Genomic DNA, 22,305 nt, shown 5'->3' on the forward strand with positions numbered 1-22,305 from the left:
GATCCAACGCAGACAATCGAGGTGTTCCATGCACGAGCTTCCCTTCCCCGTCCGAGACGCAAATGCCGGTGGCGGCGCCGACAACCTTGGCAACCTGCCGGAATGGAATCTGGACGATCTGTACAAGGGACAGGACGCGCCGGAACTGACCCGAGATCTTGAGTGGCTGGAACAGGAATGCGCGGCATTTGCCGCCGATTACGAAGGCAAGCTGGCCGATCTGGACGCTCAGGGCCTTCTGACCTGTGTCCAGCGCAACGAAAAGATCAACGCCGTCGCCGGGCGCATCATGTCTTTTGCCGGGCTGCGATATTACCAGCTGACCACGGATGCCGAGCGCGCCAAGTTCCTGTCGGACATGCAGGAAAAGGTCACGCTTTTCACCACGCCGCTGGTGTTCTTCACGCTCGAGATCAACCGCATCGACGATGACGTGCTGGCCGCTCATTTTAAGACCAACGCGGACCTGGCCCGGTACGAGCCCGTCTTCCGCCGCATCCGCGCGATGAAGCCCTATCAACTGTCGGACGAACTGGAGAAATTCCTGCATGATCTGGGGGTGGTCGGCGACGCGTGGGAACGGCTGTTCGACGAAACCATCGCCGGGCTGACCTTTACCGTGAACGGCGAAGAGCTGAACATCGAGGGCACCCTGAACCTGCTGACCGAACAGGACAGGTCCAAACGCGAGGCCGCGGCCCGCGAACTTGCCCGCGTGTTCCAAAACAACGTCAAAACCTTTGCCCGCGTGCACAACACGCAGGCCAAGGAAAAGGAAATCATCGACCGCTGGCGCAAGATGCCGACCCCGCAGACCGCGCGGCACCTAGCGAACGATGTCGAACCCGAGGTGGTCGAAGCCCTGCGCGAGGCGGTGGTGGCCGCCTACCCCAAGCTCAGCCACCGCTATTACGAGCTCAAGCGCAAATGGCTGGGGCTGGATGTGATGCAGGTCTGGGACCGCAACGCGCCGCTGCCGATGGAAGACACCCGCACCGTGTCGTGGGAAGACGCCGAGAAGACGGTGATGGAGGCTTATGCCGCATTCGATCCCCGCATGGCCGACATCGCAGCGCCGTTCTTTTCGAAAGGCTGGATCGACGCGGCAGTGAAACCGGGCAAGGCCCCGGGTGCCTTCGCGCACCCCACCGTGACCGATGTGCACCCCTATGTGATGCTCAACTATCTGGGCAAACCGCGCGACGTGATGACGCTTGCGCATGAGTTGGGCCACGGGGTGCATCAGGTGCTGGCCGCCGATCAAGGCGAGATGCTGTCCTCGACCCCCCTGACGCTGGCCGAAACCGCCAGCGTCTTCGGCGAGATGCTGACCTTCCGCAAGATGCTGGATCAGGCCGAAACGCCCGAGCAGCGCAAGGTTCTGCTGGCCGGCAAGGTCGAGGACATGATCAACACGGTGATCCGCCAGATCGCCTTCTACGACTTTGAATGCAAGCTGCATGCCGCCCGCCGCGAAGGCGAACTGACGCCGGACGACATCAACGCCCTGTGGATGAGCGTTCAGGCCGAAAGCCTTGGCCCGGCGTTTGAGTTCATGGACGGGTACGAGACCTTCTGGGCCTATATCCCGCACTTTGTTCACTCGCCCTTCTATGTCTATGCCTATGCCTTCGGCGATGGGTTGGTGAACGCGCTGTACTCGGTCTATGAAAGCGGCGCGGACGGGTTCGAGGAAAAGTACTTCGAGATGCTCCGCGCGGGCGGTTCCAAGCACCACAAAGAGCTGCTGGCCCCGTTCGGGCTGGATGCCAGCGACCCGAAATTCTGGGATAAGGGTCTGTCGATGATCTCGGGGATGATCGACGAGTTGGAGGCCCTGGAGGGGTAACAGACCCAACCGACAAGGGGCGTTGGCGGGCCATCAAGGACCGCCTGCGCCCTGTTCTCGCCCGGATCCGCCGCAATGTCCCGCGGGGGCTGCGGTTTGTCGTGGGACTTTTGTTGATCGTCGCCGGCGTCTTCGGTTTCCTTCCTGTTCTTGGGTTTTGGATGATCCCCTTGGGCATCATGGTGGCCGCCATGGACGTCAACCTGCTGCGGCGCTGGTGGCGCCGCCGGTAACCCCGTTCCGGCGGTCGCCTAGTTTTTTCTGGTCGTGAGGAACACCGCGAATACGATCAATCCCGCCCCAATCGCAGCCATTGGGGTGATCGGTGTCCCCAGAAAAATTGCCGAATTGACGAAGGTGAACACCACCGAGGTGGCGAACAAAAGGGTCGCGGTCAACGTCGACACTCGCGCGGCGGCCTCGTACCAGAGGTAGTAGGCCAACGCAGTCGGGAAAGCGCCCAGCAAAACCAAAAACACCAAATCGTTGCCGGAGGGCATCCGCAGCGCAAAAACGGACAGCGGAAGCAGAATTACGGCCGAGCACAGGAACACACCAAACAGGAAATTCAGACGCTCGGCCGTCGATTTCGACGCGCGCATGGCCCGGCTACTGGCGATCAGGAACACAGCCCAGTTGACCCCGGCCCCAATTCCATCATATCCCCCAGAACCGGGTCCCCGCCGCCTTCGAAATCGCGGAAAACCGTAAGAAAGACCCCGAAGATGGCCAGAAGGGTCGCCAGAACATCGGTTTTTCCAACAGGGGTGTCGGCGAAGAAATACAAGAAAACCAGAACAAAGAACGGCGCGGTATTTTCCAACACCATCGCGCTGCCTGCACCGGTGTGTTCAAGCCCGATATGGAACAGAATGTAGTTGATGACGGTCGCCAAAACGGCAAGACGGAAGTTCCAATCTCGGAACTGGACGGAAACCGGCGCATTCATCGCACGCAACATACAGTAGATGGCCAAAGCAGCTATGAACAGCCTAGTTGTGGCAATTTGCATGCCACCCAGGTCTCCGGTCAGGTAGCGCACGATGACGCTGTGCGTGCCCCAAAGAAATGCGGCCAAGAACCCAAGAAACAGGCCATTCTGAAAAAGGGAACCGCCGTCTTTGCCGGGCCCTTTCACTTGAGCTGGCTGTCCTTGGAGCCGCGCCGATTGATACCGCCGCGGGCCTTGAAAGCACCATCACGCTCTTGCTGGCAATCCAGGCACAGCTTGACCCCGGGGATGGCCAGTCGGCGCTTTTCGGGGATCGGTTCTTCGCACTCTGCACAATGGGTCAGGCTTTCACCGACCGGGCGCTTTTTCGCCTGCATCCGTGCCAGCTCGTCTGAAATCGAAGCCTCGATCTGTTCGCTTACCGCGCCGTCACGCGCCCAGCCTCCGGCCATGGCCCCCTCCTGTTCAGGTGCTCTCCAGTTTAGGCGCGGGGTGGCTGATCACGCAAGTCAGAGCGGTGTTGCGCCGTCGAACACCCGGTCGATCATTGCCTGCGTCCCGCGCGAGAATTCGAGCGGACACGGGTATTCGTCGCCCGCGCGAACGGACCAGCAAAACGCCTCGACCTGCAGCTTGTAGTGATCGTCGGCTGGGAAGCGCGTCACAAGAACTTCCAAACCTGGGCGATGCAGTTCGACCCGAGCCTCACCAAAAACCCGCGCGTTGAACGGCGCGGTCAGGCGGATCAGGCCGCGTTCGCCGTGAAAGACCATTTCCTGATGCGGATGCATGCGGATCGAGACATAGGCCGAATAGGTAAAGCTTGGAAACTGCGCGCGGATTTCCGTGAACGCGTCGATGCCGTCCTCCCAGCGGATGGCCGATTGCACGGTATCCGGTTCCTGCCCCGTCGCAAAACGGGCCGACCCGATAACATAGACGCCGATGTCGCGCAGCCCGCCGCCGCCGGTTTCGGCGCGGTTGCGGATATTGCCGGTGTCGGTGCGGTTGTCGAAGCTGAATGCCCCCGTGACATGCACCAGATCTCCGATGGCGCCGTCGGCGATCAGATCGCGCACATGCTGCCATTGCGGGTGGTGCACGATCATATAGGCCTCGGCCGCCAGCAGCCCGGTCTGGTCGCGCTTGTGGATCAGAGCGTCGAACTCCTCGGCGCGCATGGTCATCGGCTTTTCACACAAAACGTGCTTGCCAGCGTCCAGCGCCTTCAGGCTCCATTCCACATGCAGGTGGTTCGGAAGCGGAATGTAGACCGCCTCGATTTCGGGCGAAGCCAGCAACGCGTCATAGTCATCAAAGACCTCCAGGTCCGGGCAGAAGTCCTGAAACGGCTCGGCCTTCGCCGGATCCGAAGTCGCCAAGGCAGACAAACGCGCGCCCGAGGCCGCATGGATCGCCGGACCCATGAATTGGCGTGCGAATTTCGCCGCCCCCAGAATGCCCCATTGAACCGGCTTGTGCATGGTTTCCTCCGTATTTGACCATGTTCGGCGCCAAAGTGTTTGCGCCAACATCCGTTGCGCCCTCTGTACCAGCCAAGCGACGCCAAGTCAGGCTTTTCTGTTCGCGGGACACCCGTAATCTGCGCATGACAAACGGGAGGGACTAACGTGAGAAGATTTCTGAAATGGCTGGCAAGCCTCACGGCGGCTGTGATCGTCATCGGGGCCGCGATATTTTTCGTGGTTGTGCCGCCGTATGTCGAAAACGCGCGCAACAACGTGATCGACCACGACCCATATCCGGTGTCCGACACCGCCGCTGCTCTGCACGAAACCCTGATCGTGGGCGACCTGCATGCCGATCCGCTGTTGTGGAGCCGCGACCTGACCGAGCGTGGAACCCGCGGCCAGGTGGATATTCCCCGACTGATCGAAGGCAACGTGGCCCTGCAGGTGTTCACCGCCGTGACCAAATCACCGGCCGGGCAGAATTACGAGGCAAACTCGGCCGAGGCGTTCGACAACATCACGCTGTTGGCCATCGGTCAGCTGTGGCCGCTGCGCACCTGGGACAGCCTTAAGGAACGCGCGATTTATCAGGCTGAGAAACTGCACCGGTTCGAGGCCGCCTCGGACGGGCATCTGAAAATCATCAAGACCCGCGCGGATCTGGACGCGGTGCTTGAGGCCCGCGCGCGCGGCGAACAGGTCGTGGGCGGCATTCTGGGGATCGAAGGCGCCCATCCGCTAGAGGGCGATCTGGCCAATCTCGAGCCGATATTCGAAACCGGCCACAGGGTGTTCGGGCTGCAGCATTTCTTCGACAACGAACTGGGCGGCTCGCTGCACGGCACCGGGAACACGGGCCTGACCGAATTCGGACGGCAGGTGGTGGCCGAACTGGCCAAACGCCCGGTGGTGATCGACCTGGCCCATTCCAGCCCGCAAGTGGCGCGCGACGTGCTGGCCATGACCGACGAGCCGCTGATCGTCAGCCACGGCGGACTTCACGGGTTCTGCCCGGTCAAGCGCAACTATCCCGATGACCTGATGAAGGAAATCGCGGCGACCGGCGGTGTCATCGGCATGGGATACTGGGCAGACGTCACCTGCGGCGACATCGCCCCGTCGGGAATTGCCAAAATGATCAAGGCAGCCATCGAGACGGTCGGGGAAGACCATGTCGCGCTGGGGTCCGACTATGACGGCTCGGTCGAGACCGCGTTTGACACGTCGGAACTGGCGGCGCTGACCTCGGCCTTGCTGGACGAAGGCCTGACCGAAGCGCAGATCCGCAAGGTCATGGGCGAAAACATGGTACGGGTATTCCGCCAGCAACTGCAGTAGGACATGACGAAAAAAACGGCCCGGGTTTCCCCGGGCCGCTTGTTCATCGGATTGCCGTGATCAGGCGCTGGCCAGCATGCCCTTTTCACGCGCCAACTCACGCATCTTTTTCTGCAGCTTTTCAAAGGCGCGCACCTCGATCTGACGGATGCGTTCGCGGCTGACATTGTACTGCGTACTCAGTTCCTCGAGCGTCACGGGCTGATCCATCAACCGGCGCTGGGTCAGGATGTCTTTTTCGCGGTCGTTCAGAACGTCCAGCGCCTCGGTCAGCAACTCGCGACGCACCTCAAGCTCTTCGCGGGCCTCATAGTCGCCGGCCTGGTCTGCATCTTCGTCTTCCAGCCAGTCCTGCCACTGCATGGTGCCTTCGCCGTCGGAACCGACCGTGGCGTTCAGCGACGCATCCCCGCCCGACATGCGGCGGTTCATGCTGATGACCTCTTCTTCGGTCACGCCCAGATCGTTGGCGATCTGCTTGACATTGTCCGGGTGCAGGTCGCCCTCCTCCAACGCGCCAATCCGGGCCTTCGCCTTGCGCAGGTTGAAGAACAGCTTTTTCTGCGCCGAGGTGGTGCCCAGTTTCACCAGCGACCAGGATCGCAGGATGTATTCTTGGATCGAGGCGCGGATCCACCACATTGCATAGGTCGCCAGACGGAAGCCTTTTTCCGGGTCAAACCGCTTGACGGCTTGCATCAGGCCCACATTGGCCTCGGAAATCACCTCGGCCTGCGGCAAACCATAGCCGCGATAGCCCATGGCGATCTTGGCGGCCAGTCGCAGATGCGATGTAACCATCTTGTGCGCCGCTTCGGTGTCCTGCTCTTCGACCCAACGTTTGGCCAGCATGTACTCCTCTTCCGGCTCCAGCAGGGGGAATTTGCGGATTTCCTGCAGATACCGGTTCAGCCCACCTTCTGGCGTAGGCACGGGGAGATTTTTGTAATTTGCCATGTATCACGTCCCTTGGACAAATGTTTACGCCCTTAACATGGATATGGGGCCACGTTCAGGACCATTCAAGAGCAGGTGTTAACAGTCTGGGATTAAGGAACGATAAAGGAAAGCTAAGAAAGTCTTAGTCACGAGACTTTGCAGGTTGTTTCAGAACAGAGATGAGCGTCTCGATATCTTGCGGCAATGCTGCCTCAAAACGCATTTTCTCGCCGGAGACGGGATGTACAAAGCCCAGGACAGCCGCGTGCAGGGCTTGGCGCGGAAACGCACGCACCGCTTCCGCAGCGTCTGCGTCAAACGACCGGGCCGACAGTTTGCGCTTGCCGCCATAGACCGGGTCGCCCACCAAGCCGTGGCCCGCATGTGCCATGTGCACCCGAATCTGGTGGGTGCGTCCGGTTTCCAGCCAGCACTCGATCAATGATACCGCGCCGGGTTGTCCGAACACGTCAACGACGCGCGCACGCGTCACGGCATGGCGCCCGCCATGAAAAAGCACCGCCTGTTTCTGCCTGTCGTGCTTGTGCCTAGCCAATTGCGTTGTGATGCGCATCACGTTGCCGGGCTCAAAACTCACGCCTTTGACACCGCGCAGCCGCGGGTCATTGGCATCCGGAACGCCATAGCAGACCGCGCGATAGTAGCGCTCGACGCTGTGCGCCTCGAACTGGGCCGCCAGCCCCTGGTGGGCGGCGTCCGATTTGGCAACCACCAGCAACCCGCTGGTATCTTTGTCGATCCGGTGCACGATGCCCGGTCGCTTGACCCCGCCTACCCCAGACAATTCCTCGCCACAGTGGTGCAGCAGGGCGTTCACCAAGGTGCCATTGGGCGATCCCGGTGCCGGGTGGACGACCATGCCCGCGGGCTTGTTGATCACGATCAGGTCGGCGTCTTCGTGCACGATGTCCAGAGGAATGTTTTCGGCCCCGATGTGACTCTCGTCCGCTTCGGAGACGGTTATGGACACAACGGCGCCTTCCGGCACTTTGGCCTTGGCGTCGAGCACGACCTTGCCGTCGACCAGAACCGCGCCCTCTTCGATCAGCCGGGCCAGCCGGGTGCGCGACAGGTTTTCATCTGCTGGAACATCCCGCGAAAGCGCCTTATCAAGGCGGGGCGGCGGAGCGTCCGCGATAACGAAGTCTATTTGCCGGGTGCCCATGACTGTCCCTTCAGATCCCCAAGAACCGCAGGAAACGCCTCAGCTGCGCCTTCTGCGCCGCATGGTCATGCTGCTGACCGCGGTGATGATTGGCGGGGTTCTAGTGACATTCGCTTTGATTGTCATCCGTCTATCCGACCGGACCCCCACCCTGCCCGATCAGATCGAACTGCCGGACGGTGCAAAGGCCCAAGCCGTGACCATTGGAAACAACTGGTTCGCCGTGGTGACCGATGACAACCGCATCCTGATCTTCGACAAGACCACAGGGAAGCAACGACAGCAGATCTCGCTTGATTGAGCCTGTGGCGCCGCCAGCCTATTCACCCAAGGCCATTCTGAACACAATTTCTGCAGCCTGCTTGAACGCAACGATCTCGTCCGGTGCATCACGACGAAACCTGACTTCGTCCGGGCTCAGCCAGACCGGCTGGAACAGAGTGTCCCGGTCGGGAAAGAATTCAGCACGAAACCCTTCGTCGGCTTCGGTCAAATAGGTATCAAGCCATGCCCGTTCCTCGGGTTCCAGAACGTCGTGGTGCCGGAACATGATGGGTTCTTTGGGCACCTGACGACGCAGTTGGCGGCTACGCTTGCGCCCGATGGCTCGCGTGACAACGCCAAAGGCTTCACTTGCAGCGCGGGACAGTGTTGGATTGGCAGGCTCACCGGCAACTTCACCTCCGGGTCGCGACACGCCCAGTTTGTTCAGGAAGTCATCGACGATATTGCCATTCAGCATTTCGTCGCGATCATAGAGTGCCGGCACAACCGTGACACCCGGAAACGCGTTGCGGATTCGGGTAACCGCGCCGGAAAAAGAAACCGAGTGAGGCTCGGCCTCGATCTTCGCCAGCCGATCCCGAATCAAGGCTGAACCGTTGGCAGGCAAACGGCCATTTTTGGCCCGCTGCTTGTAATCCGCCTCGAAGAAATCGGAGTAGCGGCGGCAATAGAATACCACACGCATTTCGCGTGCGGGTATCTCGGTAAAGAGCTGCGCAAGCCGTTCCAGATCGGCCGAATAGAACATTTCCGACGACATCAGGCAGGCCTTGCTGCCATGTGCCTCGTACTCGCGCGCGACGGCCTCACGGTACTTGTCCATCGGCTCTGCGGACTGGTTCATGTGGAACGCCAACAGATTATGGCTGACCTTCGGGCGATCGTCACCTTCCGGTCTGCGACGTCCGGCCTCCATGTATCTGAGCCCGGCATCCGACAAGGCCGAAGCATTGTTGCGCAGATAGGACTGCAAGGCCGTCGTCCCGGTCTTCGGCATCCCCAAATGCAACCACAGCATCAGGTCGCGCCTCTTGTGACGGTATCGGCCTGCGTGGTCATCTGATGCATCAACTCCTGCATCTCGGACGTGCCCAGCAGTTCCGATATCTGTTTGCGGTGCAGTTCGCAGGACCGGCGGTGCAGCCGGGCCGTTTCGGGGTCCGACATCAGGTCGTCGAAACAGTCCCGCTTGCGTGCGGCAATCGCATCGATCGAAGTCTCGACCACCGCATTCTGGTTCATGATGTTCCAGTATTCCAAGCCGAGGCTGTCGCCCGTGTGATGAGCCCGTCCCCGCACTTTCTTGACCAAGTAGCTCTCGCAGGACTTCAGAGCATAATGGTTGAGTTGCACAAGGTCATATCCGACCGAGTCCCGCGCCGACCGCCAACTGCTTGTAAAATACCGCTCGGGCATTGGTTGGCCCGAACCATTGTACCAATGGCAGTCTTCCATGCGGTCGACCGTCGGACGTTTGGGGCGATGAACGCCGATCACATCCCACAAGCGCCGCTGGAACATCGTCTTCAGCCCCCATGCCTGCGCCGGTCTGGGTTTGCGTTCGGGGGCAGCATGGCGGAATTGCTCGGACAGGAACCTGTCTTCGTATTGAACCACTCCGGCATTGCCGAACAACCGCCAGGTCATTGATATCATCTTGGCATCAGGCACAGCATCAACCAATGACTTCAGTGTGTTGTCGCCCGTCTTCACATTGATTTGCTCGTCGGCGTCGATCACGATCACCCAGTCTTCAGGGCCCGCGATCTCCATTTGCAAAAAGCGTTTGTACGCGCGTTTCTGAGGGCTTGTTGCGCGACGGGAATTGTTGTCCACATGGATCAAAACCCCGCGCTGGTCGAGCCGCTCGAGCAGCGCATCCGTCCCGTCCGTGCAGTCATTCGTCATCACGACCATCTGGTCGATGCCAATAGCCTGATTGTGCGCGACCCATTCCAGAACGAACGGGCCTTCGTTCTTCATCGGGGTAACGCTGACAAAGCGGGGGGGCTGATCGACCATTTTTGCCTCAGTTTTTGGTGCCATGCAGGCCGGACGCGGGCACGCAAGACCAGTGTTTGCCCGGCAGACTAATTCCATTGCAGGCGGTGACCAAGCCGAAACCTTGGGTGTGTTTGCACACAGATGACCCTGAATGGTGCTGGATATCGCGAAAGGCCCGCATGTTACCCTTCTGCCCTTTTGAGTTGATTGGAAAACCGTTTGTAGGTTGGGCACAACGCCTTGGCCCGTTGCAGAAACACCTGCGCCCGCTGTTTTTCGCCGCGCTTCAGGCAAATCTGACCCGCGGCCCCTTGAATGGCAGCGGTGATGTCGTCCAGCTCGGCCGCGTGCAGGATCTGCGCCTCGGCCTGCTCTTCAGCGCCGATGCGCACCAAGAGTTGCCCCATCGCGAAAACCAGAAACGCGCTGTCAGGGTCACAAGCCAGCGCCTCGGCCATAGTCAATCGCGCCTGTCGTCGGTCACCTGCATCCGCATAGAGCTCGGCAAGACGTTTGTGGTACAGAGGGTTGTCAGGGCACCGAAGAACCACGTCCCGGGCGGCATCAATTGCCGCCTCGACGGCAACCTCGCCCATGCGCCATTGCAGCAACGATGACAGGCTTTCCAAAGCGGGGTCCTGTTCCGGCACGTCGTCGATCGCAGTCAGCCCGGCCCGCAAAGCTTGCAGGCGCCGACTGCTGTCCTGCAGCCGCTTGGCGCGCTGGTCCAGGGAAAGATCGGACCAATCAAGCAGGATCATGTCGAAATTGCAGGGCGCCCTCACGATCACCTTGTGCTGGACAAGGTACAGGTTGTTGAACGGCGGAAACCGACGTTGGCGCAGCCTGCGCTGCAGGGACCAATCCACCGGCGGAAACAGTCGAACGGGCAGTTGGTCACGGTACAGCATGCGCGAACCCAAAACCACAACATCGGGTCGCAACGGCTTGGCCCAAAACGCTTTTGCGAAATGACGCCCGGCAGCCCAGCGTTTCTTTCTGGCGCCAAGGATGGCCCCCCGCAATGCAGTCAGAACCGCGTGATCTTCGGGCCAAAGATGCGGGTTTTCCAACCCGTCCCGGGCCAACTGCTCGCTTTCCTTCCACTTGCCCAGGTAGAACGCATTCAACGCCTGCAACAGGGGCAGAAAAGCGTTGTCCGCCCCGGCATCGAGGATGGGCTGACCCAGATCATAAGCCTCTTGGCACCGATCCTGAGCGCACAGGTATTGCGCGGCCTTGGCATAGACATGGGCGGCCTCGGACGGGTTCAGAAAAGTCTCGGGCCCTTGCGCCACGCGCCGGATGACGTTTTCGTTCGCCTCGTCCAGTTCGGCCTCGGTCAGGACATCGCGGAATACCAGTCTTTGCTGCCCCGATATCCGTGCGGCCGCCATGGAAAAGGCCGAGATGAACGGAGCGATCACCTGCTCGGCCCGGGACATCGCGTAAAGCTCGAGAAAGTCGCGCTGTGCTCGGGTCATTCCCGACAGGTCCGCAATGTCGGACATCTGCATCAGGTTCGGATAACGCTTTTGAAACCGCGCAATCAGCTCGGGCTGGTCCGAGAACATGATCGCGGGCCGGTCCTGCCTCTTGGAAAGATGCATATCGTAGAGTTCTTCCGGCTCGACCTTTGCCGGCCAGGTGGTGTGCTTCCAGGGCAGCGCGTTCAGGATGTCACCGCGCCGGATATGGTAGGCAGAAACGCCCTGCCCCGAGAGCCTGGCATCGGCAAGCTCCATGATGTGCCGGATATGCGGAGTGAACCCGATACGGTGAATGAACTCGCGGTAGCGCGGGCGGATCGCCTCAATATCCTCCCAAGGAAAGGCAAGAACCTCGAACCCCTCTTCGACCAAGACCGAACGGCCAGCGGCCAGATGCGCCATCAGCCGATCGGGCGTCGCGTCGCCCAAAAAGCTCCAGACCGGCAGCGCATCCTTCGCCAGCCGATCGTGAGTTTTCTGATCCAGAAATTGAGACTTGATCCATTCGGGATCGAACAGCTCTTCCGGGTTGTCCAGTTCGGGGGCATCTGCCCCGGGTGGAAACCAGTTGACCCGATAATCCGCGTCGAAATCCTCGGCCAGGCGTATGCAGGTCAGCATCATCAGCAGTCGGGCACCCATGCGGTCCTTGCGCTGGCCGATGAACACGCCCCGTTTGGGCGTCATGACGCGTCCCCTGCCGCCATAGCCCGGCGCATGGCCCGGAACCGCTGGCGGGCGGTCATTACCAGCTTTGGGTGACGTTCTTCGCCCACGGCTTCAATGCCGCGCATGTAGATCGGCAATCTCCGGCGGGCACGCATCATCTTGTAGTACTCGGACGGCTCCAGGGTCCCACGCATCGCCTGCTGCATCACCGGCTTCAAAAGATTGAGTTTCCGCAGCATTGGTGCGGCGAAGTGGTTGGCGAACCAGGTTTTGAGAAGAACGACATTGCCGCCCTGCAGCCGTGTGACTTGTTGCCTGTCCAAGTCAAAAAACGGGTCGTAAAACACATAGGCCCGGGCGGCGGCCTGAACGGTTTCGACAGCGTCACTCAGCGGCAGATCCCAGTCTTGGACACGACCGAACCGATAGCGAGTTTCCCAAGGGACCCTCCGCTCGTCCAATGTGGTCTGAGGATTGAAAGCTATGACGATCGCACCCGGCACCAGCGCCGAGAAGGTCAACGCGGCGAACCCTCCCATGGACGCTCCGGCAAACACGACCTGATCGAACTGGTCAAAAAACCCCTCGCGCGCCTTGTCCTCGAAATAACCGATGATTTCGGGGTCGCGATACCATGCCTTTGTGCGGGCGATCACGCCCAGATGGGACCATCCCTCGTCCCGGAAAAACTTCCAGCCCCACGGCTCGCGGGCAAAGGACAGGTCATTGGCATTTGCAATATTGTCAAAACTAATGACCAGCCGCGCCGTGTCACGCTGGTGGAAGAGAACCGAGTGACGGTCGAGCTTTTGCAGAAACCCCTTCCCGTCCCCGCCGGGGTAAATCTCGACAAACCAAGGCGGAGGCGGATCGGTCAGAATGCGTTCATAGCCGGTCTTACGATCCGGGTGGTCAGGTTGCAGCTGCGCTTTGGTTAGATCGTCCGCCATGGCCGTCACACCAGATTGTCGGCCAGCCAAGACCGGAACTCCACCCAATCGGGGCGCATCTTGATCTCGGCGATTTTGGCGCGGTGCCAGTCGCAAGCCTGTTCGTGCAATTCGCGCAGTTCGGGGTCCGATTTGAGTTCGTCGAGCAACGGTGCTGCACGCTGGGCGATCGGCTGGATCGAGGTGTCCTGAACCTTGTTTGCATTCATGTCCGACCAGTAGGATTGCCCCTGATCCACCTTTACGTGGTTGGTCCGCCCCCGGTCCCGCTTGATAAGAAAGCCATCCAGAGATCGAACGGAATAATGATGGAGCCGTCCGAAGGAATGGTCAAAATTCCTCCACGCGCGCCAACCGACATTCTGGGCCGGAAATAGATTTCCGCCGGCGTCCGACCATGCGACCTCGGCCTCTTTGCCCTCTTCAATGCCCTTGGGTCTATGCGGACCGAACCGCGTGAACTTGCCATTGTTCCGAAACAGCGTTTTCAGACCATATGCGCGACCCGAATGATAGGGAAACTCCTGATCGGCCATGCAAAAAGACCGTGTCACGGGCGTGTCGTCAAAACTGATATTGCCCGACGTCCCAAACAACCGCCATGCGAACGAAATGGCGTCCACCGATTGTCCTGCCTTCTGTTCGACGGCATCAATCAAGGCCGCGAAACTGTTGTTGCAGCATCGAATGTTCCAAAACTCATCGACATCAAGGCACATCAGCCAGTCGGCTTCTTTGACCTTGGGATGCCGCCGTGCCCGCCGGAGCATCTGGTGCTGGGGATTTCCACCCTCAGGCACAGCATTTGGGACGTGGGATGCCAAACCCATCTGCTCAAGGCGTTGTGCAATTCTGTCGGTACCGTCCTCACAGTCATTGGTGAAGATCACAAAGTGATCGACGCCCAAAGTCCGATGAAATGCGACCCACTCCAACATGTAGGGGCCTTCGTTCTTCATCGTCGTGAATACGGTAATGGTCTGAGACATTTACGCCTGTTCCCGAACTGCCTTTGACCTTCTTCTTACACAAAGCGCACCAATGCTGCGAGGGTCGAATTCCGTGCGAGGGAATGACTGCTCCAACTGGTGCACCGCTACACGCGCACCCGACCTTCAGACGCAAGTGCACATAGCACCACTGAAGCAGATGACAGGTTCCATCCGGGGTCCATTGCCCTCTCGCACAATCCCAAACCTACGGCTTCCGGCGTAAAGAGGAGCAGTAAAAACCAATCTAATTCCACCGGTTGTGCGGCAAATCTCGTGCGGCCGGCCTCTGTAATCCTCACCGGCGTGACGGAAATAAAGCGCACAGTCACAGGCGGCGGACGAGCAGTTTTGTCGAGGGGAGATGGTACCGCCTCCCTGGCTTGAACAGGGGACCTCTGGATCCACAATCCAGCGCTCTAACCAACTGAGCTAAGGCGGCACTCGTGAGGGGCGATTTAACGAACGCGTTCGGGGATTGCAAGAGCCTTAAAGTCGAATTGACCAGCTTTGTTCGATGAGATCGACGCCGAAGGAATGAACCGGTTTGCTGTCGGTCAGGCGCCATCCATGCGCTTGGTACAGCTTGCAGGCAGCCCTGTGGCTTTCGTGGGTCCACAAGACCATCGACGTGTACCCTGTGGATCGCGCAAATCCCATGCATGTCATCAAAAGCCGCGCTCCAAGTCCCCTGCCCCGCGCGTCGGGTTCCAGCAAAAAAAGGCGCAGTTTGGCGGTAGTTTCATCCTGCGCGACACAGAAGATACTACCAAGGCGCTTTCCGTCACTTTCAACGATCCATCCCCTCTCGCGTTGGGGATCATGCCCGGCGACAAATTCGTCCAGAATACGGGCCACCAGCGGAGCGAAGCTCTCGTCAAATCCTTCATCCCGCGCGTAAAGTGTTCCGTGGCGCTCGACCAGCCAATCGCGGTCATCGTCGCGAAACGGCCGGATCTCAGCATAGTCCCCTTGTGACATCGGCCACACACTCCGCTTGATTCCCATTGCGTTGCAGGCTAGCAGAAACGCTCAGTCCCCGGAGGCGAGAATGGGCATCAATACCGAACGTGACATCGAAGCGAACCTTCAGATCGGTCCGACCGACCATGGAATGGTGCGCCTGTTCATCGAGGCGGGCGAGCTTGAAATCCCCATGGATTTCGACCCGGAAGAAGCCGAGGAAATCGCCGACGAGATCCGCGCCGCAGCACGAGCCGCACGCGCCGTCAAAGGCTGAAATCAAAGCCGCGGATCACGCAGGCCATGCAACCGCCGCGCGGCGTCCATGGCAAATTTCTGGATCATTTTTTTGCGTCTTGCCCCGGCCAACTTGGTCTCGGGGGACATGCGTACGATCTCGGCGTCATAAGCATCCGCAATGATAAGTCCGGTTTCAGCGGGCAGCAGCTCGGTGGGAAAGTCCGTGTCGACCGCCCAGAAGAAGCGGTCGCACCAATCCAGATAACCCTGCCACTTCGAATCGGACATATAGTCCGCCCGGCTGGACTTGCACTCGATCACCCAAAGCTCGCCCTTTGGCCCCAACCCCATGACGTCAACGCGCAACCCGCGGGTCGGGACGAATTCCTCAATCGAAACAAAGCCGTGCGTCACAAGGTGTCTAGAGACCCCCCTGGCCAGTCTTTGTCCGGGCTGAAGTTCAACTGTCATGCGCAGAGTGTGAACAATTAGTGAACAAATTGTCAAGTTGGCAGGGGTTGTTCATCATCCCGGATTTTACCCGGCCCCCATGCCCAGAATCTGCCCCCACAATCAACTTCCGCACGACCCAGACCAAAAACTGTTGTGCAAGCCCCTTGTGTAACTCAGTATTGCGCCCTACTTACGCCCTTGGCGGGTTCTGCCCTTCTCGTGACTGGTAGCATTCCGGTGGCCTTAAGCAATTCCGAGGGAGCTGGCTCTGTTCGGGCCCTGGCCCGTTTACCTGGCGCCCACCTGTACATACAGGTCCTCGGGAATCAAAACCGCACGGTTGCCTGGTGGTCCCGCCGCCTTCCGATCAGGTGAATTCCTGCGGATCGACCCGTGCGAAGGTTTCGTCATCCAGAGCAAAATCATAAAGCCTGCGTCCGTTCCATTGCGGCATATAGCAGTCAAACAATCTGTTTTTTTGCTCCGGCAGGCTTGGCACGGTCAAATCTGCCGCTGGCAGGTTCAATCCAAACGTCAACATCTGGGCGTCCGTGTAACGTGCAGATGCCTGCTTGACCGCATGATGCAACAGCACGTGTTCGACATGCCCGTATTCGCCAACTCGGTTGTGAGTGATGACGGTTGTCGGCGCGAACTGCTTCATCAACGCATAGGCAGATCCAGATAACAGTCCAAACAACGGATGGCGGCGCAATGGCCGGACGATTTCGGGTTCTGGCAAGCCATCGTCGGTTGGCATGCGAATAAAACGGCGCAGCCTCGGGTAATCACTTTCGACCGCAAAGGGCAGTTGCACCCGGGTGGCACCAATCATTTCGCACACCTTTTGCATCGCTGCCTCGCGCGTGTCGGTGTCTCTACGGTTGGATGCAGGGCGGAAGAAGCTTGCGACGAAAACTTCGGCACGCCCCTTGAGATGCGCCAGAAGTGAGCCGGCAAACAGCGTTTCATCATCCTGATGGCACACGCACACAAGAATGCGCTGATGGGCAAGCACGTCCAGGCTGAGTCCGTTGCGCGCAACGCCCGGACCGGTCTCCAAAAGGCCGAAATTCGCGCTGTGCAGGGTTTCCGGCCCAACGAGGTTGACCGTCCGCGCGCGCCCTTGCTGGACCAAAAGGGCCGAGCTTGCCTGCACATGGCCGTTTCGGTTGTCTCCCTGAATCAAGTAGCATCTGTCAGCCAGGCCAGGCCAGACCGCATCCAGCTCGGCGATCCTGCTGTTCTTCTGCGCATCCAAGTGCAACAGGTCGATCGGGCCGAACGGCCGATCCTGAACCGCATGCTCAAGCCCTTCGATCGCTGGCCTGAGGTAGAACTTCACGCGATCAGGGAAGCGGTTTTCGAACCATCGGAATGCAATCGGCACATAGATGTCGACCGGCGGCCACGAGGCGCGCAAACGCTGTCCAAGGTCGATGCCGATATACTTCAAACCGGGGTTCGAGTGCAGCGCCAACAGACCCGCGTGACCGCCCGCCACTCCGACCTCGGCAAAGCAATTGCTTTCCTGTGCCAGCCGATGAAGAGCACGCCGTTTCGGCTCCATCGACGGCGCGAGATCGGATTTGTGAAAGTTTTCCTGCATGTGTGCATAGCACACGTTTCCATTGATCGCGACTGGCTCGCCTGCTTGTTTCAGCCCATCTGCAATCGCCTGATTCAAACTTGACAGATCATCCAGAAACGCCGGCGAATTTATGACGTCTTCATAACTTGGCTTGGTCAAGGAAACGGTCTTTCATGGACAATTCGATACGCTTGCGCATCAAATGTCAGGGGTAGACCAATTGCAAGCGTCAGCAACCACCCATCACGACCGGCGCGCTTCGACGCGCACAGGTTCCAGCTTGACCGCAACCGGGGTTCCTCCGCGAGGGCCTTTGGGCTTTTCGGCCATGCTCATGATCGCATAGGCGAATTGGACGCCCGCAAAAACGATCCCGTTCATGAACCAGATCATGATCAGAGCGATAAAGCCTATGTCGGACCCGGTGATGAGGTGGCGCAGGTTGGCCACGTTCAACAGCAGCAGCACCGCGACAAATACAGCCGAGATCACAAACCCCAGTGCAACCTGGGTGATATAAAGACGGATCAGTTTCGGCATGACGCACCTCCTTCACACGACAGGAGTCTAGCGCAATTTCATGCCGGGTAAAATCGCCCGTGGCGCGTCAGAACGCCTCGGGTTTGGCCTCGCGGGCCATGTGATCCAGAACCGCGTTGACGAATTTCGGCTCTTTGCCTTCGGGGAAGAAGGCCCGCGCCACGTCGACGAATTCGGTGATGACCACCTTGGGCGGCGTGTCGCTCTGGCTCAGCTCGGCGCCGGCCGCGCGGAACAGCGCCCGCAAGGTCGGATCAATGCGCGAGATCGGCCACTTGGCCACCAGCGCCCGGTCGGTCATCTGGTCGATCGGCGCCTGATAGTTCACCGCGTCATCCACCAGCTTGCGGAAGACCGAGCTGTCGCCTTCCAGCATCTCGTCGCCCTCGTAGACCGCGCCGAACCGGTGATCCAGAAACTCGTTGACCACCTGCTCGGTCGTCTGGCCCGACTGCTCCATCTGGAACAGCGCCTGCACGGCATACAGCCGCGCGGCGGATTTCATCAGGCGTTTCCGGCTTGCCGGTTTCGGCGTGTCTGTCTGGGTCATGCTGTCGTTGATCCGTTGCTGTCGCCCGCCACGAGGATGGACTCGGACGGCGGCTTGAATCCGACGCCCTTTTTCGAAGCGCCCCACTTACGTCTGAGTGCGATCAGATGCAAGGCCGCAGCCGCCGCGCCGCCGCCTTTGTTCATTTTTTCCGGATTTGCACGCACTTCGGCCTGCGCATCATTTTCAACCGTCAGGATGCCGTTGCCGATGCACAGCCCCTGCAGGCCCAGCAGTTGGATTGCGCGGCTGGAATCGTTGCAGACGGTTTCGTAATGCGTGGTCTCGCCCCGGATCACGCAACCCAGCGCCACATAGCCGTCGAAGTTGCACTGGCGGTCGGCCATGGCAATCGCCGTCGGGATCTCGAGCGCACCGGGCACCTCGACCACCTCGCAGCTGCCGCCGGCGGCCTCGATCTCGGCCTTGGCGCCGCGAACCAGGTCGTCGGCGATGGCGCGATAGAACGGGGCCACGACGATCAGCAGCTTGACCGGGTCCTCGAATTTCGGGGTCGGCAGAACGCCGTGTTTGTCTTGCTCAGCCATGCTCAGTCATCCTTGAAAATCGAGCGGGTCCCGACGATGGACAGGCCAAAGGCGTCCAGACCCAGGTATTTCGTCTGCGGCGAGTCGGTCAGCAGCACCAGTTCCTTTATGCCCATCTTGGACAGGATCTGCGCGCCCAGACCGGTTTGCTTGATGGTGCGCGGGCCTTCGTCCTCGGCCGCGTACAGCGAGTTGCGCGGGTTTCGGAACAGGCAGACCACGCCCCGCCCCTCGGCGGCAATCTTTTCCATCGCGCGCGGCAGTTCCTGCGGCGATTTCGGGCCAAGACCCAGAATGTCCGAGGCCTCGTGCAGCGCGTGGGTGCGGGTCAGGACGGGCTCGGGCGTGCTGATGTCGCCCTTGATCATCACCAAATGCTCAATCCCGTGGGTCTGATCGGTGAAGATCCGCATCTCCCACTCACCGCCATATTCAGACGTGACCATCCGGCGCGCGGTCTCGACCACCAGATTGTCGTGGCGCGCGCGGTACGAAATCAGGTCGCTGATGGTGCCGATCTTTAGACCGTGCTCCTTGGCGAACTCGACCAGATCGGGCAGCCGGGCCATGGTGCCGTCGGGCTTCATGATCTCGCAGATCACGCCCGAGGGGTTCAACCCGGCGAGGCGCGAAATGTCCACGGCGGCCTCGGTGTGGCCGGCGCGTACAAGCACCCCGCCCCGCTTGGCGCGCAGCGGAAAGACATGGCCGGGCGTGGCCAGATGCGCCATGGTGTTCTGCTCGTTGATCGCGGTGGCGATGGTCAGCGCCCGATCGGCGGCGGAAATGCCGGTGCTAACGCCTTCGCGTGCTTCGATCGAGACGGTAAAGGCGGTTTCGTGCCGCGACGAGTTGTTCACGGCCATCATCGGCAGGCCCAGCCGGTCGATCCGCTCGGCCGTCATCGGCAGGCAGATCAGCCCGCGGCCATGAGTGGCCATGAAATTGATCGCCTCGGCATCGGCGAATTCCGCCGGGATCACCAGGTCGCCTTCGTTCTCGCGGTCCTCGTGGTCGACCAATATGTACATCCGGCCCTGGCGCGCCTCTTCGATGATCTCTTCGATCGGGCTGATCGCGTCGCGCAGTTGGGCCTCGACCGGTCCGGGTGTTTCAAAGCTCATGGGGCAGCCTTTCACAGAGCAGGTGTTGCATCGCGGGATAGACCAGCGCGCGCACAAAGGCCAGTCCGCAAACGAAGTGGGCCGTACCTAACGCGACGCAATTTCTTCGCTGGCGATCAAGAAACCTCGGCCAGACGGGCCACGTACCGGGCCAGCGTGTCGATTTCCAGATTGACCCGATCTCCGACCTTCGCCGCGCCCCAGGTCGTCACCTCTTTGGTATGAGGAATGAAGTTGATCCCGAAATCGCAACCGTCGACATCGTTGACCGTAAGCGAAGTACCGTTCAGAGCAACCGAGCCCTTGGGCGCGATGAAGCGCGCCAAATCCTTGGGCGCGCGCAGGGTTACGCGAGTGCTGTCTCCTTCTTCGGCCATCGCGACGATCTCGGCGACGCCATCGACGTGCCCCGAAACGATATGGCCACCCAATTCGTCACCCACCTTCAAGGCCCGTTCAAGGTTGACCCTTGAGCCCACATTCCAGCCGTCCAGATTGGTTTTGGAAACGGTCTCGGCGCTGATCTGAACATCGTACCAGTCATCACCCAGCGCGATGACGGTCAGGCAAACCCCGTCGCTGGCGATCGACGCACCAATATCTATGCCGGATGTATCATAGCCTGTCCGGATGCGCGCCCGCAGATCGCCCTGCTGCTCCAACTCGATGATTGTGCCGATATCGGTGACGATCCCAGTGAACATTCCGTTAACCCTCTGCGCCTAAGCTGTGCCATGCAATCCACGCCGAGGTAAGGCCAAGTGGCGGGCGGAGCAAGCCCTGCCTTGCCCGGCTGGCCGCAAAAAGGCATAGTTTGTTCAATAAAACACGGGCAACCAGAATTCGAGCATCTGGCATGAGGCAACCGAAGGACAACTCCGACAGTCGCGTATTCCTGTTTTTGCAGGGGCCGCATGGGCCGTTCTTCAGCGGCTTGGGTCGCATGTTGCGCGCGGCTGGCGCGCAGGTGTGGCGTGTCGGGTTCAATGCCGGGGACCAGGCGTTTTGGTTCGATCGCGCCAGCTATATCCCCTATCGCGGCAGGCTCGACGACTGGCCGGAAAGCCTGAGGAACATCATCCTTGCGCGCGGTGTTACCGACATCGTGCTTTATGGCGATGTTCGCCCTGTGCACGCCGACGCGATCCGGACGGCGCGAATCCATGGCATCCGTGTTCATGTGTTCGAGGAAGGTTACCTTCGACCTTGGTGGGTCACCTATGAGCGCAATGGGTCCAACGGACATTCTCGCCTGATGGATCTGGAAATCGCCCAGATGCAGCAGGCGTTGCAAAGCTCGGGCGCCAAAACGCCCCCACCCCCGTCACATTGGGGAGATATGCGGCAACACGTTTTCTACGGCGCTCTGTACCATTGGTTCGTTCTGTGTGCGAACCGCGGGTACCGAAACTTCCGCCCGCACCGAGAAGTGCGTGTCTCAAAGGAATTCAAACTTTATTTCAAACGTTTGGCGCTCATGCCGATCCATCGACTGCAGCGCGTTCTCGCCACTTGGCGCGTAAGGCGCGGCGGGTTCCCGTATCATCTGGTTCTGCTACAACTGGGGCACGACAGTTCAGTCCAGGCGCATTCGGACTTTTCATGCATGGCCGATTTCATCACCCCGGTGATGGAGGGGTTCGCCAAGGGCGCTCCGTCCCACCACCGCCTCGTCATCAAGGAACACCCGCTAGAAAACCAGCGCGAGCCGCTGAGAAGACGCGTCCAAGCACAGGCGCGCGCTTTGGGCATCTCGGATCGCGTGCATTACGTGCCCGGCGGAAAGCTGGCGCGACTACTGGATCACGCGAGCTCGGCCCTGACCATCAATTCCACCGCAGGACAGCAGGCCCTGTGGCGTGGCATCCCTCTGCGTGTCTTCGGCAAGTCGGTCTACGACAAGCCTGAACTGGTCTCACATCAAACGATTGACGAGTTCTTCAGGCACCCGCAAAAGCCGGACACAGAAGCCTATCGGGCATACCGCCAATTCCTGTTGGAAACCAGCCAGGTGCCGGGCGGCTATTACTCGCGCGGCGGACGGCGCCAGTTGCTGCGGCGGGTTGCTGACATGATGCTGCAGGCCCGTGACCCTTACCAGGCCGCGATGACCGGAATCGCGACCATCACGCCACAGTTGAAAATCGTTGAATGACACGGTGCTTGGCTGGCT

25 protein-coding genes and 1 tRNA gene are annotated in these 22,305 nt (G+C 60.0%); 6 read left to right on the top strand and 20 right to left on the bottom strand.

Annotation, left to right across the window (positions count from 1 at the left end; all coding sequences use genetic code 11):
• The first annotated feature begins 28 nt into the window (after positions 1–28).
• Together AC2FNL_RS08715 and AC2FNL_RS08720 are read left to right on the top strand one after the other, a co-directional pair.
• Positions 29–1,849: a M3 family oligoendopeptidase gene (locus tag AC2FNL_RS08715; protein WP_496833159.1), complete on the top strand. Its 1,821-nt coding sequence runs from the start codon at positions 29–31 to the stop codon at positions 1,847–1,849.
• A 101-nt stretch (positions 1,850–1,950) separates the two neighbouring features.
• Positions 1,951–2,082 (top strand): hypothetical protein, encoded by a 132-nt coding sequence (locus tag AC2FNL_RS08720; protein ID WP_254920109.1) that lies wholly within the window; start codon positions 1,951–1,953, stop codon positions 2,080–2,082.
• A gap of 18 nt (positions 2,083–2,100) precedes the next feature.
• Here AC2FNL_RS08720 and AC2FNL_RS08725 read toward each other — a convergent pair whose 3' ends face one another.
• The 4 genes from AC2FNL_RS08725 to AC2FNL_RS08740 are packed head-to-tail and all read right to left on the bottom strand — an operon-like array spanning position 2,101 to position 4,285.
• Positions 2,101–2,478 carry an EamA family transporter gene (locus AC2FNL_RS08725; RefSeq protein ID WP_176432420.1) on the bottom strand — a complete coding sequence of 126 codons (378 nt, stop codon included), beginning with the start codon at positions 2,476–2,478 and terminating at the stop codon, positions 2,101–2,103.
• Positions 2,469–2,987 carry a DMT family transporter gene (locus AC2FNL_RS08730; RefSeq protein WP_496833161.1) on the bottom strand — a complete coding sequence of 173 codons (519 nt, stop codon included), beginning with the start codon at positions 2,985–2,987 and terminating at the stop codon, positions 2,469–2,471. The genes AC2FNL_RS08725 and AC2FNL_RS08730 overlap by 10 nt, the downstream gene beginning before the upstream one ends.
• Positions 2,984–3,253 carry a DksA/TraR family C4-type zinc finger protein gene (locus AC2FNL_RS08735; protein ID WP_093961778.1) on the bottom strand — a complete coding sequence of 90 codons (270 nt, stop codon included), beginning with the start codon at positions 3,251–3,253 and terminating at the stop codon, positions 2,984–2,986. Before AC2FNL_RS08735 ends, AC2FNL_RS08730 begins: the two co-directional genes overlap by 4 nt.
• Positions 3,254–3,310: 57 nt before the next feature.
• Complete coding sequence (locus AC2FNL_RS08740) at positions 3,311–4,285, bottom strand: Gfo/Idh/MocA family protein (protein ID WP_496833163.1); 975 nt, start codon at positions 4,283–4,285, stop codon at positions 3,311–3,313.
• Between the two features lie 147 nt (positions 4,286–4,432).
• Between AC2FNL_RS08740 and AC2FNL_RS08745 the strand changes: the two genes are divergently transcribed.
• A complete protein-coding gene (locus AC2FNL_RS08745; protein ID WP_496833165.1) occupies positions 4,433–5,611 on the top strand; it encodes a dipeptidase in 1,179 nt (392 codons plus the stop codon).
• A 60-nt stretch (positions 5,612–5,671) separates the two neighbouring features.
• Here the strand turns inward: AC2FNL_RS08745 and rpoH are convergent, their stop codons facing one another.
• Both rpoH and AC2FNL_RS08755 read right to left on the bottom strand, forming a co-directional pair.
• On the bottom strand, positions 5,672–6,568 hold the full coding sequence (gene rpoH, locus AC2FNL_RS08750) for an RNA polymerase sigma factor RpoH (RefSeq protein WP_170339116.1): 897 nt from the start codon (positions 6,566–6,568) through the stop codon (positions 5,672–5,674).
• A 124-nt stretch (positions 6,569–6,692) separates the two neighbouring features.
• Entirely contained in the window at positions 6,693–7,736 is a 1,044-nt protein-coding gene (locus AC2FNL_RS08755) for an RluA family pseudouridine synthase (protein WP_496833167.1), read from the bottom strand.
• Here AC2FNL_RS08755 and AC2FNL_RS08760 point away from each other — a divergent pair.
• Positions 7,735–8,037: a DUF6476 family protein gene (locus tag AC2FNL_RS08760; protein WP_093961773.1), complete on the top strand. Its 303-nt coding sequence runs from the start codon at positions 7,735–7,737 to the stop codon at positions 8,035–8,037. The two genes, AC2FNL_RS08755 and AC2FNL_RS08760, sit on opposite strands and share 2 nt — an antisense overlap.
• Before the next feature lie 18 nt (positions 8,038–8,055).
• On the opposite strand, the gene AC2FNL_RS08765 is transcribed toward AC2FNL_RS08760, so the two are convergent.
• The 7 genes from AC2FNL_RS08765 to AC2FNL_RS08795 form a co-directional block, all read right to left on the bottom strand.
• Positions 8,056–9,039: a hypothetical protein gene (locus tag AC2FNL_RS08765; RefSeq protein WP_496833169.1), complete on the bottom strand. Its 984-nt coding sequence runs from the start codon at positions 9,037–9,039 to the stop codon at positions 8,056–8,058.
• Positions 9,039–10,043: a glycosyltransferase family 2 protein gene (locus AC2FNL_RS08770; protein WP_496833171.1), complete on the bottom strand. Its 1,005-nt coding sequence runs from the start codon at positions 10,041–10,043 to the stop codon at positions 9,039–9,041. Before AC2FNL_RS08770 ends, AC2FNL_RS08765 begins: the two co-directional genes overlap by 1 nt.
• Positions 10,044–10,207: 164 nt before the next feature.
• Positions 10,208–12,202, bottom strand: coding sequence for a hypothetical protein (locus AC2FNL_RS08775; protein WP_496833173.1), 1,995 nt, complete (start codon positions 12,200–12,202; stop codon positions 10,208–10,210).
• Positions 12,199–13,134 (bottom strand): hypothetical protein, encoded by a 936-nt coding sequence (locus AC2FNL_RS08780; RefSeq protein ID WP_496833174.1) that lies wholly within the window; start codon positions 13,132–13,134, stop codon positions 12,199–12,201. Before AC2FNL_RS08780 ends, AC2FNL_RS08775 begins: the two co-directional genes overlap by 4 nt.
• Positions 13,135–13,139: 5 nt before the next feature.
• Positions 13,140–14,123, bottom strand: a complete 984-nt coding sequence (locus AC2FNL_RS08785) for a glycosyltransferase family 2 protein (RefSeq protein WP_496833175.1) — start codon at positions 14,121–14,123, stop codon at positions 13,140–13,142.
• A gap of 365 nt (positions 14,124–14,488) precedes the next feature.
• Positions 14,489–14,565, bottom strand: a tRNA-His gene (locus tag AC2FNL_RS08790).
• Positions 14,566–14,612: 47 nt separating this feature from the next.
• Positions 14,613–15,104 (bottom strand): GNAT family N-acetyltransferase, encoded by a 492-nt coding sequence (locus tag AC2FNL_RS08795; protein ID WP_496833177.1) that lies wholly within the window; start codon positions 15,102–15,104, stop codon positions 14,613–14,615.
• A 70-nt stretch (positions 15,105–15,174) separates the two neighbouring features.
• Between AC2FNL_RS08795 and AC2FNL_RS08800 the strand changes: the two genes are divergently transcribed.
• Entirely contained in the window at positions 15,175–15,363 is a 189-nt protein-coding gene (locus AC2FNL_RS08800) for a DUF6324 family protein (RefSeq protein WP_496833179.1), read from the top strand.
• A gap of 2 nt (positions 15,364–15,365) precedes the next feature.
• On the opposite strand, the gene AC2FNL_RS08805 is transcribed toward AC2FNL_RS08800, so the two are convergent.
• From AC2FNL_RS08805 to AC2FNL_RS08835, 7 genes are all read right to left on the bottom strand, one after another.
• A complete protein-coding gene (locus tag AC2FNL_RS08805; protein ID WP_170339701.1) occupies positions 15,366–15,797 on the bottom strand; it encodes an MmcB family DNA repair protein in 432 nt (143 codons plus the stop codon).
• Between the two features lie 349 nt (positions 15,798–16,146).
• Positions 16,147–17,259: a PIG-L deacetylase family protein gene (locus AC2FNL_RS08810; protein WP_496833181.1), complete on the bottom strand. Its 1,113-nt coding sequence runs from the start codon at positions 17,257–17,259 to the stop codon at positions 16,147–16,149.
• Between the two features lie 354 nt (positions 17,260–17,613).
• The gene (locus AC2FNL_RS08815) at positions 17,614–17,910 is read right to left on the bottom strand and encodes a hypothetical protein (protein WP_170339706.1); all 297 of its coding nucleotides are present in this window, start codon (positions 17,908–17,910) and stop codon (positions 17,614–17,616) included.
• Between the two features lie 67 nt (positions 17,911–17,977).
• The gene (gene nusB / locus AC2FNL_RS08820) at positions 17,978–18,460 is read right to left on the bottom strand and encodes a transcription antitermination factor NusB (protein ID WP_093961764.1); all 483 of its coding nucleotides are present in this window, start codon (positions 18,458–18,460) and stop codon (positions 17,978–17,980) included.
• Entirely contained in the window at positions 18,457–19,008 is a 552-nt protein-coding gene (locus AC2FNL_RS08825) for a 6,7-dimethyl-8-ribityllumazine synthase (RefSeq protein WP_093961763.1), read from the bottom strand. The genes nusB and AC2FNL_RS08825 overlap by 4 nt, the downstream gene beginning before the upstream one ends.
• Before the next feature lie 2 nt (positions 19,009–19,010).
• The gene (ribB, locus tag AC2FNL_RS08830) at positions 19,011–20,132 is read right to left on the bottom strand and encodes a 3,4-dihydroxy-2-butanone-4-phosphate synthase (protein ID WP_093961762.1); all 1,122 of its coding nucleotides are present in this window, start codon (positions 20,130–20,132) and stop codon (positions 19,011–19,013) included.
• Between the two features lie 116 nt (positions 20,133–20,248).
• Complete coding sequence (locus tag AC2FNL_RS08835; protein WP_170339138.1) at positions 20,249–20,836, bottom strand: riboflavin synthase; 588 nt, start codon at positions 20,834–20,836, stop codon at positions 20,249–20,251.
• Between the two features lie 152 nt (positions 20,837–20,988).
• On the opposite strand from AC2FNL_RS08835, the gene AC2FNL_RS08840 reads away from it, so the two are divergent.
• Positions 20,989–22,287 carry a capsule polysaccharide biogenesis protein gene (locus AC2FNL_RS08840; protein WP_496833185.1) on the top strand — a complete coding sequence of 433 codons (1,299 nt, stop codon included), beginning with the start codon at positions 20,989–20,991 and terminating at the stop codon, positions 22,285–22,287.
• Positions 22,288–22,305: the final 18 nt, after the last annotated feature.

The sequence above is a fragment of the Ruegeria sp. CRTD044 genome (genome assembly GCF_059613485.1).